The organism is Paenibacillus sp. NPDC057967, assembly GCF_042887015.1.
Classification (GTDB): domain Bacteria; phylum Bacillota; class Bacilli; order Paenibacillales; family Paenibacillaceae; genus Pristimantibacillus.
Map to the genome: position 1 here is coordinate 183,861 of NZ_JBHVQB010000009.1, position 17,498 is coordinate 201,358.

Annotated in this window: 14 protein-coding genes; 13 read left to right on the forward strand and 1 reads right to left on the reverse strand. The window is 54.4% G+C overall.

From position 1 onward, the window contains the following. Positions 1 to 236: 236 nt before the first annotated feature. The 6 genes from ACFVSO_RS22985 to ACFVSO_RS23010 all read left to right on the forward strand — a co-directional run bounded on the left by ACFVSO_RS22985 (position 237) and on the right by ACFVSO_RS23010 (position 8,628). Positions 237 to 2,186 carry a LuxR C-terminal-related transcriptional regulator gene (locus tag ACFVSO_RS22985; RefSeq protein ID WP_387478020.1) on the forward strand — a complete coding sequence of 650 codons (1,950 nt, stop codon included), beginning with the start codon at positions 237 to 239 and terminating at the stop codon, positions 2,184 to 2,186. A gap of 305 nt (positions 2,187 to 2,491) precedes the next feature. Continuing rightward, the gene (locus tag ACFVSO_RS22990) at positions 2,492 to 3,916 is read left to right on the forward strand and encodes an RtcB family protein (protein ID WP_387478022.1); all 1,425 of its coding nucleotides are present in this window, start codon (positions 2,492 to 2,494) and stop codon (positions 3,914 to 3,916) included. 2 nt (positions 3,917 to 3,918) lie between these two features. Next, on the forward strand, positions 3,919 to 5,244 hold the full coding sequence (locus ACFVSO_RS22995) for an AAA family ATPase (RefSeq protein WP_387478024.1): 1,326 nt from the start codon (positions 3,919 to 3,921) through the stop codon (positions 5,242 to 5,244). Positions 5,245 to 5,420: 176 nt separating this feature from the next. After that, positions 5,421 to 7,088: an RNA polymerase sigma factor gene (locus ACFVSO_RS23000; RefSeq protein ID WP_387478026.1), complete on the forward strand. Its 1,668-nt coding sequence runs from the start codon at positions 5,421 to 5,423 to the stop codon at positions 7,086 to 7,088. A gap of 80 nt (positions 7,089 to 7,168) precedes the next feature. Further along, on the forward strand, positions 7,169 to 8,347 hold the full coding sequence (locus ACFVSO_RS23005; RefSeq protein ID WP_387478029.1) for an outer membrane protein assembly factor BamB family protein: 1,179 nt from the start codon (positions 7,169 to 7,171) through the stop codon (positions 8,345 to 8,347). 113 nt (positions 8,348 to 8,460) lie between these two features. Continuing rightward, positions 8,461 to 8,628 (forward strand): hypothetical protein, encoded by a 168-nt coding sequence (locus ACFVSO_RS23010; RefSeq protein WP_387478032.1) that lies wholly within the window; start codon positions 8,461 to 8,463, stop codon positions 8,626 to 8,628. Here the strand turns inward: ACFVSO_RS23010 and ACFVSO_RS23015 are convergent. Next, the gene (locus ACFVSO_RS23015; protein WP_387478035.1) at positions 8,609 to 9,739 is read right to left on the reverse strand and encodes a hypothetical protein; all 1,131 of its coding nucleotides are present in this window, start codon (positions 9,737 to 9,739) and stop codon (positions 8,609 to 8,611) included. The genes ACFVSO_RS23010 and ACFVSO_RS23015 overlap by 20 nt on opposite strands. Positions 9,740 to 9,825: 86 nt before the next feature. On the opposite strand from ACFVSO_RS23015, the gene ACFVSO_RS23020 reads away from it, so the two are divergent. The 7 genes from ACFVSO_RS23020 to ACFVSO_RS23050 all read left to right on the forward strand — a co-directional run bounded on the left by ACFVSO_RS23020 (position 9,826) and on the right by ACFVSO_RS23050 (position 17,488). Continuing rightward, entirely contained in the window at positions 9,826 to 10,575 is a 750-nt protein-coding gene (locus ACFVSO_RS23020) for a polysaccharide deacetylase family protein (protein WP_387478037.1), read from the forward strand. A gap of 219 nt (positions 10,576 to 10,794) precedes the next feature. Further along, entirely contained in the window at positions 10,795 to 11,469 is a 675-nt protein-coding gene (locus ACFVSO_RS23025; protein WP_387478039.1) for a response regulator transcription factor, read from the forward strand. Continuing rightward, positions 11,466 to 12,893 (forward strand): sensor histidine kinase, encoded by a 1,428-nt coding sequence (locus ACFVSO_RS23030; RefSeq protein WP_387478041.1) that lies wholly within the window; start codon positions 11,466 to 11,468, stop codon positions 12,891 to 12,893. The genes ACFVSO_RS23025 and ACFVSO_RS23030 overlap by 4 nt, the downstream gene beginning before the upstream one ends. A gap of 85 nt (positions 12,894 to 12,978) precedes the next feature. Next, on the forward strand, positions 12,979 to 13,893 hold the full coding sequence (locus ACFVSO_RS23035) for an ABC transporter ATP-binding protein (RefSeq protein WP_387478043.1): 915 nt from the start codon (positions 12,979 to 12,981) through the stop codon (positions 13,891 to 13,893). Next, positions 13,890 to 14,597, forward strand: coding sequence for an ABC transporter permease (locus ACFVSO_RS23040; RefSeq protein WP_387478046.1), 708 nt, complete (start codon positions 13,890 to 13,892; stop codon positions 14,595 to 14,597). The genes ACFVSO_RS23035 and ACFVSO_RS23040 overlap by 4 nt, the downstream gene beginning before the upstream one ends. Then, positions 14,598 to 15,350 carry an ABC transporter permease gene (locus tag ACFVSO_RS23045; RefSeq protein ID WP_387478049.1) on the forward strand — a complete coding sequence of 251 codons (753 nt, stop codon included), beginning with the start codon at positions 14,598 to 14,600 and terminating at the stop codon, positions 15,348 to 15,350. Positions 15,351 to 15,508: 158 nt separating this feature from the next. Next, positions 15,509 to 17,488, forward strand: coding sequence for an ABC transporter substrate-binding protein (locus ACFVSO_RS23050; RefSeq protein ID WP_387478052.1), 1,980 nt, complete (start codon positions 15,509 to 15,511; stop codon positions 17,486 to 17,488). Positions 17,489 to 17,498: the final 10 nt, after the last annotated feature.

Below are 17,498 nucleotides of genomic sequence, written 5' to 3' on the forward strand. Positions count from 1 at the left end.
TTCTTTCAAACCGCTAGGGTGAGGAACTCACCGCTGGCGGTTTTTTTGATAGCCATCTATTACTTGTCACTGCCGGTTGCTGCATCATTTATGGCGTTAACTGCTAAGAGGTCTGGTGACATTCCACACTTGCAGACGCGGGGGAATGCGTTATTGTTCTTTTGCCGAATGGCTTGTCATCCTTCCCTGATCATAATACAGTTAAGGTAGTGAACTAATTCGGAGGCTAATCATCGATGAACATGCCGCGCGCAGAGGTTAAGAATCGTTTTGTAGGACGGGCAAGGGAGAAAGCATGGCTGGAGGAGTGGCTGGATGATGCGGAAGCGCCGCTCTCCTTGCTGGCCATTACGGGAATCGGCGGAGTCGGCAAGTCGACGCTTCTGTCGGAATATATGCGCATAAGCTCGGAGCGAGGCGTGCTGTGCCTATGGCTGGACGGGAGACATCTGCTTCCTTCTCCACTGGCCTTCATGGATCATTTGACAGCGGCGCTTGCACTGGAGGCTGGGGGCTATCATGCTGCGGCTCCGTTGGCTCCTCTCTTAAAGGCAACGCCAAAGAAGCGCGTTCTGGTCTGTATCGACAATTATGAGGATATGCGGATGCTGGAGCGATGGATGATGGACGCTTTTATTCCGAAGTTGTCCAGGCAAGGTGTAATGGTCGTGCTAGCGTCTCGGCCCGCATTCTCCATTGACTGGTCAAGCCATCCGCAGCTTGGGGAAGCGTACAGGTTAATTAAGCTAGAAAATTTCAACCGTGTCGAGACGGAGCGCTATTGGATCACAGTGGACAAGGGACAAGGGGATCATCCGCTTCGGGAAGCCAGCTTATATGATCTAACGGACGGCCATCCGCTAACGCTGGCGCTTACGATGGATACGCTCGGACAGAATGGGGAGCTGCATCTGCTTGCGCAAGGAACATGCCATATCTCCAGCCAGCTTAGCGCACGGATGTTGCAGGAGCTGGCCGGTTCCGGCCTGCTTCCGCTTGTGGATGTATTGTCTGTACTGCACACCGCGAATCAGGAGGAGCTGGTGCATGTAAGCGGCAGCGGAGTTTCCATAACAGAGTTCCAGGCGCTTGCAGGGTTTTCGTTCATTCGGCAGACACCGGGAGGCATTACGCTGCATGACTCTGCGCGCCTTCATCTTCTGCGGGACTTGAAGCTGCGCGAACCCGGCCGGCTGCATGCGCTGAGGGATCGCGCTATGAGCATGCTGCATAGCCGATTGCAGCAGTATGAGAATCCCGCCATGCGGCTGCGAATCGCTACCCAGATGCTGCAGATTTGCAGGGAAGCGCTGCCCCTGCTGAATCGTCAATACGCGGATATTTCAGCGGAGCCTTTCACCGGGAGCCTGGATTTGCCGTGCAAGGAAGATCTGCCGATGCTTCATGAGCTGCTGAGGCAATGGTGTGAATATAGCATCGATCCCGAACAAACCGTGAAGTATTATAGGTTGCTGGATGAGCTGTATCTCCATTCGCCGGAAAGCATTGCAGTGCTTCGCGATCGCGAAGGAGAGCCGATCGGCATGATTATCGTGACCCTCCTGCACCGGGAGACCAGTGCGCTGCTGGCGCGGAGTGAGTTCGATGAATTGGAAGAATGCGAGGCGGTGATGGATGTCTTTGTCACGCCGGAAGAGGCTGATACGCATCTGGCTGTCCTGGTTGCTGCCCGGGGAGATCATCCAGGTTATACGAGAGAAGAGCTCATCGGCCATATGATTCTGGACCGGCTGTCACTTCTAGGCGAAGGGACAAGAGTGCTGCTCGTCGCAACAAACAATCATTTGAAGGCATTCTTATTGGGATTAGGGTTCGTAGCGAGCCCTGCTGTCACCGGCAAATGCGATACGTCATTCGCCGAATCCGAGCTGTTATCGCTCGACCACCGGAGCGGAGGATTCGGCATTTGGGCGATGAACTTTTGGCGGAAGGCCCATTCAGCCGCCAAGGAGCCAGCTGGCTTGCCGCTTGAGCTGACGGAGCGAGAGAAGGAAGTGCTGCAATGGATGGCTGAAGGCGCCTCCAACAAAGAAATTGCGACCAGGCTGATCGTGACGAGCGAAACCGTGAAGACGCATGTCCGCAACATATTCAGAAAGCTGGATGTCGACCGCCGGATGAAGGCGGTAGCGAAGGCTGAGAAGCTGAATTTGCTGAAGCCTTAAGCGTGCCCAAACAGTTATAGTCATTTATTACATTGAAGCTGCGAAATGCATGAAGTATGATTGCTCTATTACATTTGGAAAGGGGGCCGAGGGCCGTGATCGTAAAGTTGATGAGAACACGCAAAGCAAACCGAAACTTCCATAATTTTGTCCTTCGGCCTCTACGGGCCTGAGCTGAAGCGGCAGCGCGCATCCAATCGGGTGGCGCCCTTGTGCCGGTTTATTCTTTATGCTTGAAGACCGTAAGCTACTGGGCTTACGGTCTTCTTTTTTATTTTTCCAAACAAGAGAGGATACACGATTATATGAATAACAATCAAGAAACCTATTATCGACAGATCGACCTTCCGGCTGGCGATCTGCATATCTACGCCAGCGACCGGCTGTTCCGCGACATGGGAGCCAAGGTGCTGGAGATGGCGAACAACAATTTGCAAATCCCGAATATCCGCTATATGAGCTATACGCCGGATGCGCATGTAGGCGTCGGAACCTGCATCGGCACAACGGCGGTATGGGGTGAGGCAGATGGCTTTGTCTCTCCTTCCATTGTAGGCAGCGACATTGGCTGCGGCATGCGTGTCCATGTGACGAATCTGAATGCGGAGCAAATCAAGGACGTCAGGCTGCGGCGGAAGCTGGTGAAGGCGATCGAGCGGCTCATTCCGGTGGAAAGCCATACGAGAGGCCACTTCTCCGACATCAGACTGGAGCATGTGCTGCGCAAGAGCCTCCATGGCCTGCCGGGCAAATATGTGCCGGATGCCTATACGCCAAGACGCGCCACTTCGCTTACTCATGTGGAGAGCAGCGGCTTCCGCTATGACGAGAACGCGCTGAACAGGCTGCCCGAGCCGGTATGGCACCGGGCGCATCGCCAGCTTGGCACGCTGGGCGGAGGCAATCACTTCATCGAAATTCAATCGTTGCAGATCAACCCTGAGAATCGGGAGGTCGCCGAGCAATGGGGTCTCTTCGACGGGCAAGTCATCGTCATGATTCATAGCGGGTCCCGGGCCTGGGGCGGAGCGGTGAATCAATATTGCAGCACCGATGTCGCCAAGACGATGCGCAAGCTGGGCCTTGGCACAGCAGATCCCAAGCTGCAGTTCGCGCCGCTGGACAGCGAGGCCGGGGATACGTATACGAATCTGATGTACTCCGCACTGAATTATGCTATTGTGAATCGCCACTTGCTGGCTTATGCGGTGCGGGAGGCGTTCCGCGACGTCCTTGGTCCTGCCGTGGAGCTGAAGACGCTGTATGATTTGATGCACAATTATGCTTGCAGCGAGGGCCAGAAGGATCGTTATTTCGTCCATCGGAAAGGAGCGACAAGGGCGCTTCCGGGGGGGCATCCCGGCAATCCGGCGCCTTATGCAGCGACTGGCCATCCCGCGCTAATTCCGGGTTCGATGGGAACCTCCTCTTATCTGATGGTAGGAGCGCCTGGCGGCGTAAGCAATTACTATTCCATCTGCCATGGAGCAGGACGCATCCGTTCCCGGAACGCGACGAAGCAGCTGGTAACCGTCGATGAATTCGCAGCCGCCATGCGTGTGGGGCAAGAGGACGAGATCGTCGTCAACCATCGCGCACTGGAGTCAATTCTGGACGAGTCTCCCCAAGCCTATAAGGATGTTGACCAAATAATCGAAAGCGTCGTAGGAGCCGGCCTTGCCACTGTCGTGGCCAAATGCAGCCTGCTCGCGACAGTAAAAGGAGTATGACGATGAGAGCAACCGCACCATTCACACAAGCCGTCATAAACGCAGCCACCAATACCGATTCCGTCCCTTTCCTTGCCCCTCGGGGCAAGGGAGCTTCCTTGGCAGGGAAGGTGTACTTTGACTATCCGGAGACCGTGCGCCGTATCTTCCACTTTCTGCAGGAGCGGTTCGGCTGTCCGTTCCGCCTCTATTATCAGGAGGACAGCAATGATATGTGGGATTCGCTTGAGGAGGATATCCGCAGAGCGCATCCCGGCGTCGAGCATGCAGCCAGCTTGTATGATCTGGTAGAGACTGATATGTTCCGTTATGAATCGGACCCGGCCTTGGCCTTGCGCCAGGGCGCATACGAAATCAGGCCGTCCGTGCGCAATAATCTGTTCCTGTACCCGGACTTTAAGGTCGCGTTCGCCCGCATTCCAAAAATGCTGAATCACGGATTGGGCTACGAGGATCTGATCTTCGCCGAGCATGACGAAGGGATGACCGCCTTCCTGTCGGATATGAGGGAGCGACAGCTCGCCAGCCGGAAGATTATGCTCTACAGCGATACGAGAGACGGGCTGGAACGGGAGCCTATTAGCGCGACCACTCCTGTCGAGCGAACCGATGTTTTTATGGACGAGACGCTGAAGACGCATATTTACCGCTCGGTAGACGAGTTTTTTAACGAAGAAGGCTCTTTCTTCGAGACATACGGCATTCCATATAAAAGAGGGATACTGCTCTACGGCAAGCCTGGCAATGGCAAGACGACGCTGGTCAAGTCCATCTCCGGCACGGTGGGAGCGCCGGTCGCCTACTGGCAGATTACGGAGTATACGAACAGCGAATCGATCAGCGAAGTGTTCTCGGCAGCGGTACGGATGGCGCCGATGGTGCTCGTCATTGAGGATATCGACTCCATGCCGGAATCCTGCCGCTCGTACTTCCTGAACATTCTGGACGGCGTCGCTTCCAAGGAAGGTGTCTTCCTGATCGGCACGACCAACTATCCCGAGCGGATCGACCCGGCGCTGATGAATCGCGCCGGCCGCTTCGACCGGGCGTACGAGGTGAAGTCGCCGGACGAGCCCCTGCGGCTTGCTTATATGCAGCGCAAGGGAATCGAGAAGCTGGTAGACGGCGAGACGATGCGCGAGGCGGCCAGTCGGACGGACGGCTTCACCTTCGCCCAACTGAGCGAGCTGTATGTGTCGGCGGCGCTGCAGAAGCATTACGAAGGCGAAGTGCGGCTGATGGGCATCATCGACGAGATGAAGTCGGACTATTCGAAGAGCCGCAGCGGCGATTGGATGAAGGAAAGAGGCTCCGTAGGTTTTATGTAGGATGTGAGAGATCATCTTCACCCGTCTTATCGTTATACATGTAGGATCATACAAGGCCATGCAGGGAAAGTTCCGCTGTATGGCCTATTAATCGTTAATTTGTCACCTTATTCGGGCTGAAGTTATTTGCTACCATGGAGGAAGAATGCAATGCAAGACGCTAAGGAGAGTTGCGGATGCAGTGGATAGACCGCTATCACGAACTGATGGACGAAGAGCTGGTCCGGCTTGCGCAATCCGGCAGCGACACGGCCTACAATGAGCTGATCCAGCGGCACCGCGGCCGTATGCTGCGATGGTCGCTGGAGGTGACGCGCGAGACATACTTGGCCGAGGATGTGCTCCAGGAATCGATGCTGCGCGCTTATATGATGCTGGGCACGCTGCGCATGCCGGAGAAGTTCCTCGGCTGGATGAAGCGCATCGTGCGCAATCGCGCTTATCGGGCGGTCCGAAGGGGAGGGCCGTATGCCAAGGAATTGCCTTTCGCCGCCTATGCGAATGGAGACGGTTCCTCGGGCTATGACGAGGAGACGACGGAGTGGCGGCTCCATGCACGGCTGTCCGCATCCGGTACATTTCAGCTGGATGACAACCCGCTTGAACGGCTGATGCGCAGGGAGAACGAGCAGTCGCTGCATCGTCTGTTGCGCCAATTAAACCGGAAGGAGCGCGGTATGCTGGAGGAATTCGCGTTCTATCAGCGTACTCCGCAGGAAATCGCAAGTCTGTATGACACCTCCTCTAACAATGTATACACGACGTTGTCAAGGTCGCGCCGCAAGCTGCAGATGCTGACCTATCAGACAAAGCTGACTCATTACTTGAAGGAGAGATCCGGCGGCGGGGAGACAGGGCGCAGCAAACAGCTTGGCATCGACAGCCTGTATTTCGGGGAAATTTGGGATTCATTCGCCCTTTGCGTGCTGCATGCGACCCAATATAAGGAGAACGTCCCGTATACACTGCCCCAGATTATGGGCCGGACGGGCCTTGCCTTCCGACTGCAGGTGAAGCGTACGGTCATTGATGACAATGCCGTGAAGGGCATTCATTGGCCTGCCGTATACCAGAAAGCGCTTCGGCGGCTGGGTTTCCAGCCTGCGAGCATCGGAGACGGGCAGAAGGTTTCCTCAGCCAGCGATAAGCTAATGGAAGCTTATTCATTCGTCCAGCAATCGCTGGACGGAGGGCATCCCGTTATCGTATGGGGGATTCGAGTGGGATATTTTGCCCTGATTCACGGGTACGATGACAACCTCCGCTGCTTCCATATGACGGGGCTGTTCGAGGGGACGCGCATTCCGTACGAAGAGCTTGGTCCTGCGGGCAGCTCGGAGCTGTTCGTGTTGTCCCTTGGCCGATATGCGGGAACGGCGCAGCAGGATACGCTGATTGCGGCCTTGACTGATATTATCGAGCATGCGGAAGGGATGGAAAGCTCGCGTTACCCGGAATATGAATACGGGCTTGCTGCCTACAGCGTCTGGATGAGCGGGCTGGCCGCAGGGAAAGCCGACCCCTGCGAGCATGCACATCTCGTCTGGAGCACGGCAAGCAGCCGTTATTTTGCTTATCAATTTTTAGTGGAATTGAAGCAGGAATGTACTCGCTACAGAGCGGTAGGCACCAGACTCGCAGAGCTGGCCGGCGAAGCGGCAGCGGCATATATGGAAGCGCTTTCCGATTATCAGAAGCTGAAGCGGCTGTTTCCTTTTCCCCATGGGGGGCTGATCGATCGGCATGAGGTCAGAGATGAAGGTGTCGAGTTGCTTCGGTCTATTCGGGAAGCAGAATGCAGGGGGATCAATAAGCTCAAGTTGATGCTGCAGCTTTTGTCATAAAAAAAGTGTAAGAAAATGAGCCGTGCCGGGATCATCCTATTGGGCGCCAATGCGCTATTGATGACGATGGAGGGATACCGATGGCGAAGAAGTGGTTGGTTATACTGGCGATGTGCGCGACGCTTGCTGCGAGCTGCGCAAAGGCTGGCGGCGAATCGGCTGTGCAAGACGGAGCGAAGGGGCAGTATCGGGGAGATTTGCATAATACAGGCGTATTCGAGGTGAGCGGTTTGCCGGAGCTGACGGGCGAGAAGTGGCGCATGCAGCTGGGAGGGAAGACAAACAGCTCCCCGGTTCTGGCGGGAGAGACGTTATATATCGGGGATGAAGCGGGCGCGTTCTATGCGCTGAATGCCGACGATGGGAGCGAGATATGGACGTTCCAGGCGCAGGGCGGCATACGCTCCTCTGCATTTGTGGCGGGCGGATATGTCTACTTTCTGGACGGGAAGTCCAATTTGTATGCTTTGGATACGCGAGAAGGGAAGCAGGCATGGTCGGTGGAGCTGGATAATCAATTTGCAGAGAAGAACAAAGACTACTGGGATTACTATTACAGCTCGGCCGCTGTGGCTGGCGATACGCTGTATTTGGGTTCGGAAGGCAGCTTATTTTATGCGATTGACCGCAAGGACGGTTCGGTTATTTGGTCATATGCGCTGGGGTCTACCGTACATGGGAAGCCGGTTGTGACCGAGGACCAGGTCTATGCCGCTGACAATCAGGGCAAGGTGACAGCGCTGGATCGCAAGACTGGCGAGCTGGTGTGGTCGGTGACGCACGGATCAATACACGGAGGGCTTGCCTATAAGGACGGCGTACTGTATTACGGTTCCCGGGACCAATATGTCTATGCGACGGATGCCAATACCGGCAAGCAGTTGTGGAGCTATCGCTCGCCGAGCGGCTCCTGGCTCGGCTCGTCAGCTGCCGTGAGCGAGGAATATGTCACTATTGGCTCTTCCGATGCCAAGGTGGTGCATATATTCAAACGGCTCGGCGGCGAGCATCACCTTGATTTCCGGCTGCCCAGCAGAGTATTTGGCTCGCCGTCCATCGCAGGCAAAATTGCCTACTTCGGCTCGGCGTACACCGATAATTCACTGGGTATTGATGCGTTCTATGCTATAGACTTGGAATCCGGTCAGGAGCTATGGCGTTTCGACGGGACCAAGGCGCCTATTCTATCATCCCCAGCTATCGGGGACGGCGTGGTTTATTATGCTTCACAAGACGGCTTTGTGTATGCGTTGCATTAAGACATCGGGATGGTTTTTTTCATCTACCAATAGGCATACGCCGTGCAGCGGGCATTCGCCCGTACATATGCTGGCGGTAAGCATCATTTCTGTGAAGGGAAGGTAATGGCGTTATGGCTAAGAAAAAAGTCCCCGAGCCGGAGATTTCCTTATCGGACAGCTTGCTTGTTCTCTCGGCTCTGGTACTGGTCATCTCCGGCGCATTTGCAATCGCGGGATTAGAGAAGGCGAGAGAAAAAGAGGATACGAGCATTGTTGCTCCTATTGCTGCGACCCTGTAATGGCATCAATTCTCCATGCGTCAAGCGGAGATAGTCTTCCCAGATGAAATATTCTCACGGACTTGTTCACGCATCGGCCTCCGCGCGCCTGGCAAATCTCAACCGGGATGTCAGCCGCCAGCGCCGTGTCTGGAATATCCTCAGGTTGTATAAACTGATGGCGAATAGCGGCTTCCTCTACGCCGAAGTGTCTGGTATTTGCTTGGGGAGACAGACTGTCGGTAAAAACGCTGCGCATGAGCGCCCGATCACCGTATTCATTGGCCAGGAAGAACGCATTGACCGTATCATACGGATCAAGCGCGCCTATAAAGGGTTCAAGCGTCCCCGATGCCTTGGCGACCATAAGCTGATGGCCTAGATCGATATTCCCTTTGCCATGCGTAGCGCTGCCCTGGAAGTGGATGCAGAAGTGACCGCTAAAGCCATTGTCCGGAATGCCGTCTCCGCCATGCGGCATGCCATGCATGGAAGCAGCGAGCGTACGGCCATGGGCAATGACAAGGATCGCCCTGCGGTGCCAGCTCCACTTGCCGCCGTAGATTTCCTTCATTGTCTCGCTGTCTGCTTTGGTCAAAGGCTGCACATCCGCATGGCTGCTCCCGGCTCTGCGCTGGGCGTTGAAGCGAAGGCCGGTCTCCAGATCGACGACTGTCAGGTTGGCTTTTCGCGGAATGACCGATTTCGCTTCCTGCCATGGAAGCAGCTCGCCATAATGCTGGGTGCGCAGCTGCCGGGCCTCATGCAGGAGCTTGCTGCGAGCTGCAGGCCGCAGGAGAAGGATTTGTCCGTCTTCACGGTGGAGATTGCCAAGTGTATCTACGGTATAGATGAGGGTACTGCTCCCTTTAGCCTGAGGGACCGAAAGATAGAGATCGGAGGCAGTTTGCGGCCCGCTCCCAATGCTCATCGCTCCGTCCAGCAGCGTGGGCGGCAGAGGCTTGACGGATTCATGCCGGGCATCGGGGGAGGACCGGACATGCAGCTCTGCGCGGGAAGGCGCAGCGATTGCATAATTGGCAGAGTAGGCCAGGCAGATGATGACGGAGAGAAAAGCGAATAGGGCCGTTTTCCGCGTCACGGATTGTAAGCTTTGCAATGAACGGTTCATGATCATTCTCCTTTGTAAAGTATAGTTTTGCGCTGAACAAGGCAATCTACTCGTTAGGCATCTTGAATCGACGAGTAGGAGTGAGTATGGTGAAATGGAAAGCGGCTGCGGCTCTATGCTGCGTTATGCTGATGATGTCTTCGACTTCCAACGCAAGCCCGGCAGCAGGTGCGAAGGAGCGGAAATATTATGAGACAAGAGGCGAGATCGTCTGGGAAGTGCCAACGGAGGAGAAGGTGATCGCTCTCACGTTCGACGATGGACCTAGCCCGGAGGATACGCCTGAAATCTTGAAGCTGCTGGCGGAATACGATGCGAAAGCCACGTTTTTTATTATTGGAAAACATGCGGAGCGCTATCCAGATATCGTGAAACAAGAGGTGGAAGCAGGGCACGAGCTGGCGAATCATACGTTTAATCATCCTTTTTTCAATAATCGCTCTTCTCTGGACGCCATGAAGAAGGAAATCGAGCAAACCGAGGAGACGCTTACGCGTATTACAGGACAAAAACCGGCCTTATTCCGTCCTCCAGGCGGCTATTACAGCGACCGGCTGATTGATGCGGCGAAGGCTTTTCACTATCAGGTCGTATTATGGTCCTGGCATCAGGACACGGAGGACTGGAAGCGGCCCGGCGTACATAAGATTGTGAACAAGGTGCTTCGTAATGCAAGGAACGGAGATATCATTCTCTTCCATGATTTTGTGGGCGGGAAGTCCCAGACGGTGTCTGCACTAAAGCAAATCTTGCCTGAGCTGAAGGAGCGAGGCTTCCGGTTCGTAACCGTATCCGAATTGATTGGTTATGATCAAGTGCCGCATGTAATTCAGTAGCGCAAGCGGAGGACCCGGCGGAAACGCCGGGTTTTTTCGTATGGGCCGTGATGAAAGCTGGAGACTGATGGCAAAGGAGGCGATGTGCGAGAATGACAATGCCCATGGTATGATGAAAGGGACTAACACGATGAGAGAAATAACGCTGTCATAGACGAGTCTCGGTCAAGGTTGATGACAAGCTGACAAGTGCATTACGCATTGCTGGGGGGAGAGCAAGTGTCTGCGACATTGCTGTACATAGAGGATGATCGGGAGATTGGGGAATTCGTAAGCGGTCATCTGGAGGACCGCGGTTATGTAGTGAAGTGGCTGAGAAGCGGAGAACGGGCGCTTGATGAAGCGCCGAATTGCGACCTGGTTATTCTGGACGTTATGCTGCCGGGACTAGATGGATTTACAGTGGGACAGAGGCTGAAGAAATCGCTGCCCGCGCTGCCTATTCTGCTGCTGTCGGCCAGGACGGCTATTGACGATAAGCTGCAAGGGCTGCAATTCGCGGATGATTATGTCACGAAGCCATTCCATCCGGATGAGCTGACCGCCCGCATTGAAGTGTTGCTGCGCCGCTCCGGTTCGGCGGCGCCTGAATGTCTAGTCGTTAAGCATTTGCTGATCTATGAACGGGAGAATCGGATCGTAAATCAGGATACAGGCGAGGAGGTCGGGCTTACCGGAAAGCAGTTTCATATATTCCATTATTTGCTGAGGCATCTGAATCAGATTATGACAAAGGAACAAATCTATGAGGCGGTATGGGGGGAGCCATATCTCGACGGAGATAAGACGCTGATGGTTCATATCCGCTATTTGCGCGAGAAGATTGAGAGAGAGCCGGCCGCCCCCGAGATCATCGAAACGGTGCGAGGCATCGGCTATCGGGTGAGGGCGTGAGCGGCCGCCAGGCTCAGGGCAGAAAGCGGGGCTGGCTGTCGCGGCAATCCTTGCTTACTCGGTACCTGTTTATCGTGCTGGGAGCGTTTCTGTTTATTCCGATTATCATTCCGCTCGCTAGCGTGCTTTACATGCTCGCGCAGGTGGCGATGGACCCTGATGCGACAAGAGAGATGAAGTACGGGGGTGCGAGCGAAGTAGAGTCCGCATGGCATGCCGAAGCAAGAAGGATGGACGGCTTGTCGTACGCTGAGATCGACGACCGTCTGCACGCGTTGGCGATCAATTATCCGGACGCCACGCTTTTCTGGGTCGACCGGGAGGGCAGAACCCGGTTGGAGCTCCCGGAGGGAGCTGCGAGAGGAGAGCAGTGGACAGTGGATGGTGCAATCCGGTTCATGAAAGCGAGCATTAACGGGGATCCGTTCACCGTTGTCTCCTTCCTGGGCAAGGAGAACGCTGATACCGCCTTTATGGTGCTGCAATTGCCGCGAAGTGAACTTCATGCATCTACCGGCTCTGCGTCGGGCACACCATTCATCGTTGGCTTTATCTTTCTGATGTTTGCCTTTCTGGCGGCGGTATCGCTGCTGTTCTTCATGCATATCCGCAAGCGTCTTCTGGCGCTGCAGGCAGCCATGTCGCTGAAGGATGAGCATGGATTGCCTGCTCCTGTAGAGGAGAAGCGGCAGGATGAGATCGGCGGCCTGGAGTCCGCCTTTAATGGCATGGTGGAGCAGTTGAAGGAAGGCCGAATCAGGCAAGCGGAGGAGGAGGAGCTGCGCAAGCGGCTTATCTCGAATTTGTCGCATGACCTAAGAACGCCGCTAACGGTGATGAGAGGGCATCTCTATACGCTCAAGAACGAACCGTTAACCGGCAAGGGCAAGGAAGCGGTAACCGTTCTGGAGCAAAAGACGGAAGGGCTCGGAGGCCTGATCGATAATCTGTTGTCGTACACGCTTATGACCAGCGGGCGATACCAGCTGTCGCTGAAGCCACAGGATGTGCTGCGGCTGACGCGCGAGAGCGCTGCATCCTGGTACCCGGTATGGGAGAATGCAGGGATTGAGGCGGATATCAGGCTGCCAGAGGAACCTCTTATCTGGAGTGTGGACCGCGAGGGCTTCCGCCGCATACTGGATAATCTGTTCCAGAATGTGGTCCGGCATGCTGCCGAAGGCCGTTATGTCGGGATCGGTCTGGGCCAGCGCAACGGCCAGACGGTTCTTATCATTGAAGACCGGGGGCCCTGCCTTGATGCAGGTAACGGTCATGATGCGGCCAAGGGAGCAGGCATTGGGCTTGCGATCGTGGAGTATTTGCTGCGGGAGATGGGGCTTTCGTGGCAGCGGGATAGCTTGGAGCAAGGGACGCGTATCTTGATCTATGAATCTCATACAAGTAATGAAGCCGGGGGCTGATGCCGGCTTTTTTTAAACCAAATTTAAACTGGGCCGTCTCTTCATTTAACCTGGCGCCGGTATGCTGGTAGTCGAGGTGATGGAGATGAAGGAATGGATTATCGAGACGAGCGGTCTTAGCAAGAGATATAAAGGACGTTATGCCGTCTCTAACTTGAATTTGAAGATCGGCAAAGGGGAAATATTCGGTTTTCTCGGACCGAACGGAGCGGGCAAAACGACGACCATTCGGATGCTGCTTGGCTTGATTCAGCCAAGCGGGGGGAATATTCAAATCTTCGGTCAGCCGCTGCGCCGCAATCGTATGCACATTCTTAGAAGAGTAGGCTCCCTGGTCGAATACCCGTCCTATTACGGGCATCTGAGCGCAACGGACAATCTGGAGGCCATTCGCCGAATTATTGATGCGCCGAAGAACAGAATTAGCGAGGTGCTGGGCATTGTCGGTTTGGCGAAGGAAGCGAAGCGGCCGGTCAAAGGGTTCTCGCTCGGCATGAAGCAGCGGCTCGGCATCGCCAGCGCCTTGCTCGGCAGCCCGGAGCTGCTGGTGCTGGATGAGCCGACCAACGGCCTGGACCCTGCGGGCATATTGGAGATTCGCGAGCTGATTAAGGCGATGCCGCGCGAGCATGGGATTACGGTGCTGATCTCCAGCCATCTGCTCAGCGAGGTGGAGCAAATGGCGAATACGGTAGGTATTATCCGCCAAGGCGAGATGGTATTCCAGGACTCCATGGAAGGCCTGCAGGAGCAAGCGCAAGGCAGCATGGCGCTGCGCGTATCCGATTCGATGGCGGCGATGCGGGTGCTGGCGCGCAGCGGCATCCAATCGGAGCATGACGGCTCCTTGCTAACAATCGGGAGAACGGATGACGAGTATGTCGCGAAGGCAGTCAGGGAACTGGTAGCAAGCGGTCATGCTGTCTATCGGGTGGAGGAGAGACGGAAGTCGCTGGAGGAGCTCTTCCTGCGCATTGTCGGGGAGGGACGGGGCTTATGATACTGAAAGCCATGCGTTCCGATTGGCTCAAACTTAAGGGAAAAGGTCTTTGGTTTCTCGTCTGTCTCGGTCCCGTCGGCCTTGTCGCGATGCAGGCGCTTAATTTCGGCTTGCGCTACGACTACTTGAAGAAAAGTTATGCGGACGACCTATGGGGCGGCTTGCTTGACAATATTGCTGTTTTTGTGCCGATAGCCCTGCTGATGGGCATTACAATTCTATGCTCGCTTATCGCGAATATCGAGCATCATACAAGCTCGTGGAAGCAGCTTCTGGCGCTGCCTATCTCGCGGACGGCTGTATTTTTCTCCAAGTTTGCAGTTGCCGTCATTATGCTCGGCGTGTCTTGCATGCTGCTTGCGCTCGGGAGTGCGGCGCTTGGGCTGGGACTTGGCTTCGGCTCGCCGCTTCCTCTGGCTGATCTTGCCAAGCTGGGCTTCTACCCATTCATCGCAGCGCTGCCGCTCCTGGTCTTGCTGCTCTGGATGTGCCTGACGCTGCGCAATCAGGCGATTCCCATTACGCTTGGCGTCGTGCTCGCCGTCTTGTCCATGTTCGCCATCGCAGAATGGCTTCCCCTCACCTGGCCGCTGCTTGCCTATAAGGCGCAGAAACAAGAGATTTTTTTGGCGGCAGGGGCTCTGGGCGGATTCATTGTGCTGCTTGCGGGAATGGTTCATTTTGCGAGAAGGGATGTGAACTAGATGAAGCTGAAATCCTTTATAGGGCTGCTGGCCTCCGAGCGGCTGAAGCTGGGGCGTTCCCCGATCTGGCTGCTTATTCCGGTCAGCCCGGTGATCGGACTTGTCATCGGCATGCTCGCATCGCTTGATGGCATGACCGCTGCAGAGCAGTATGCCGTCCTTCAATCGGCCGTGCTTACGCTCCACGCCATGCTGCTGCTTCCGATTCTGACCGGCATCTTCGCTTCGTTCGTATGCCGCTTCGAGCATGGAGGCGGTGGATGGAAGAGCATGTTGTCACTTCCCGTAACGAGGACGGGTCTGTATATGGCGAAGTTCGTGACGGTAGCCGTGTTGCTGGCTATTACGCAGCTGCTGATTGTGGCTGCGCTGGTTCTGGCAACCTATTATCATGACATAGCGGGCGGGATAGACTGGGCAATCGCGTGGCCTTCGCTCCTCAGCGGATGGATAGCCTGCCTGCCACTTGCGGCTTTGCAGCTGTGGGCTTCTATCGGCTGGAGCAGCTTTGCCGCTCCGCTTGCGATCAATGTGGCGTTTACGCTGCCGAATATACTGATCGTGAACTCCGCAGATTACGGTCCGTTCTACCCGTGGGCTCAGCCTGCACTAGCGATGCTGTCAGTCAACGGCGGAGGCATGGACTTCGGAGCGTTTACATTGCCGCTTGAAAATGTGCTCTTCACAATCGGAGGAAGCTTCGTCGTGTTTCTGCTTGGGGGCCTGGCTCATATGCAGCGCAAGGAAATTTAAGATATCTATCATTGGAAAAGAGAAGCTTTTCAATTCATCATTGAAAAGCTTCTCTTTTTCATTTAGACTGGACATTGAAAGACATTGATAATCATTCTCACTAATGCGGCATAACACCGTCATTTTCTTATACAACTAATCAGGAAGGAGCCTTTCTCGTGATCGATAGAGACAAGCACCTGTTAATGTGGAATTATGCCTATATCAAAATATTGGACATTCGGCATATTCGGATGGAGAGGGGCCAAACGCTGCCCCTCTATCACTTGCCAGCCCATTCATACATCTTTGCCATTAATGGATCGGCTTATATTGATTTGGGCGGCGAGCGGCATAAGGCGAGCAGCTTTCAACTGCTGCATGGCGGCAAGGGGCTGGCGATAAGCATTGAGGCTTTAGACGATTTTGAATACTACATGATCATGTACAAAGCGATACTGCCGTTCACCTTCAGGGCTGATATTATGCAGCTGTGGCAGAAACAGAATCCATTCTATGACCACTATGCGATCCAGCCCAGCCATCCGCTGCCTCTATACAACCTTGCAGAAGGCATGTTCAATCATTGGCAGTCCAGCCATTCCTGGCACAGGCTGCAGGTCAAATCGTCCATGTATCAATTTGTTGTCGAGTTGATGGATCAATTGGAGAAAGACAATACGGCGGTCATCAAGCCCGATCTGCTTGCTCACGTACGGAACTATATGCATGATCATTATTATGAGCCAATCTCTCTGGATTCGATCTCGACAGCGACAGGCTATAGCGCCGGGTATATATCCAGGCAGTTCAAGGAGCAGCTGAATATGAGCCCGATCCATTATTTGGGCAAGGTTAGAATCGAGCATGCCAGCCGGCTGCTCCTGCAATCGAATGCTACGCTGCAACAGATCGCCGAGCAGGTCGGATACCCGGACGGTTTTACGCTTAGCCGCAGCTTCAAACGTTACAAAGGGGTATCGCCCGCCCTGTTCAGAGAACGGAAGAGCGTTCAGCATGATGAAGAATTGCTATACAACAGATCAAAAATTGCTATTCTCCCAAAACGTTCAAACCGCTATAGTGTGTTTGAGGGTGATAATCATTATCAATTAAAGGGAGATGTGAGTAAGACCATGTATAAGAGCTTTAAACGGACAGCAATGACAGTTATGCTGTGCATTACATTGTTATTGAGCGCGTGTTCCAGCGCTGCCAATAATACGGTGAATCCCGGAACGGCAGTGAATTCGCAGACCAGCGATCAAGGAGGGCAAGAGCAGAAAGACCCTGCCCAGCAGAAGGCGACAAGAACAGTATCTACGCCGAGAGGCGATGTTGAGGTTCCGCTCAATCCCGAGCGCGTTGCGGCGGATCAATATATGGGCCATTTGATTAAGCTTGGCATTATGCCAATCGGCGTCAGGGAGGATATGCTGGATGAAGCCTGGATGGAGAAAGCAGGCTTAACCGACGAGATTCTCTCCAAGATTGAGAACCTTGGCGCCTTCCCGATGAATCCGGAGAAGCTCATTATGCTTGAGCCGGACCTGATTATCGGTTCCATCGAAGACAACATTGAACAGTATCAAAAGATCAGCACGACTGTATTTGTCCCATACTGGGAAGAACTGTCGACGGCCGGCCCGATTGAGAAGTTCAAAAATATTGCCAAAATATTCGGCAAGGAGCAAGAAGCCGATGAGTGGGTCAAAGGGTACGAGCAAGAAGTAGCCAAAGCAAAAGAGCAAGTCGCCGGTGTGATCAAGGAAGGCGAGACGGTGTCGGTTGTACAGCTCGCTTCTAAGGCTATCTATGTACTGGCTGCCGACGGCGGCAACTATGGCAGCTCTACCATTTATCAAATGATGGACTTGCCTCCAACGGAGCAAGCGAAAAACATGCCACAAGGCTTTGCAAACATATCTCTCGAGGCGTTGCCGGAATATCTAGGTGATCATGTCTTTGTCTATATCAATACGTTGGAGGATGCGAAAGATATTATGGATAGCGCGGTGTGGAAAAATGCCGAAGCGGTCAAAAACGGCAACGTCTATATGTACGGCGAGTTCGGTGACGAGTTCGTCATGGAAGATCCGTTCTCCCTGGAGATGCAGCTGCAGAAAATCACTTCGTTATTGCTGGAGAAAAAGCAATAAAGCCGTCTGA

Bases quoted from the DNA above. Each gene is read 5' to 3' on its own strand.
- ACFVSO_RS22985 (WP_387478020.1), top strand. From the start codon at position 237: ATGAACATGCCGCGCGCAGAGGTTAAGAATCGTTTTGTAGGACGGGCA.
- ACFVSO_RS23035 (WP_387478043.1), top strand. From the start codon at position 12,979: ATGAAGGAATGGATTATCGAGACGAGCGGTCTTAGCAAGAGATATAAA.
- ACFVSO_RS23005 (WP_387478029.1), top strand. From the start codon at position 7,169: ATGGCGAAGAAGTGGTTGGTTATACTGGCGATGTGCGCGACGCTTGCT.
- ACFVSO_RS23045 (WP_387478049.1), top strand. From the start codon at position 14,598: ATGAAGCTGAAATCCTTTATAGGGCTGCTGGCCTCCGAGCGGCTGAAG.
- ACFVSO_RS23040 (WP_387478046.1), top strand. From the start codon at position 13,890: ATGATACTGAAAGCCATGCGTTCCGATTGGCTCAAACTTAAGGGAAAA.
- ACFVSO_RS22990 (WP_387478022.1), top strand. From the start codon at position 2,492: ATGAATAACAATCAAGAAACCTATTATCGACAGATCGACCTTCCGGCT.
- ACFVSO_RS23000 (WP_387478026.1), top strand. From the start codon at position 5,421: ATGCAGTGGATAGACCGCTATCACGAACTGATGGACGAAGAGCTGGTC.
- ACFVSO_RS23020 (WP_387478037.1), top strand. From the start codon at position 9,826: ATGGTGAAATGGAAAGCGGCTGCGGCTCTATGCTGCGTTATGCTGATG.
- ACFVSO_RS23010 (WP_387478032.1), top strand. From the start codon at position 8,461: ATGGCTAAGAAAAAAGTCCCCGAGCCGGAGATTTCCTTATCGGACAGC.
- ACFVSO_RS22995 (WP_387478024.1), top strand. From the start codon at position 3,919: ATGAGAGCAACCGCACCATTCACACAAGCCGTCATAAACGCAGCCACC.
- ACFVSO_RS23015 (WP_387478035.1), bottom strand. From the start codon at position 9,739: ATGAACCGTTCATTGCAAAGCTTACAATCCGTGACGCGGAAAACGGCC.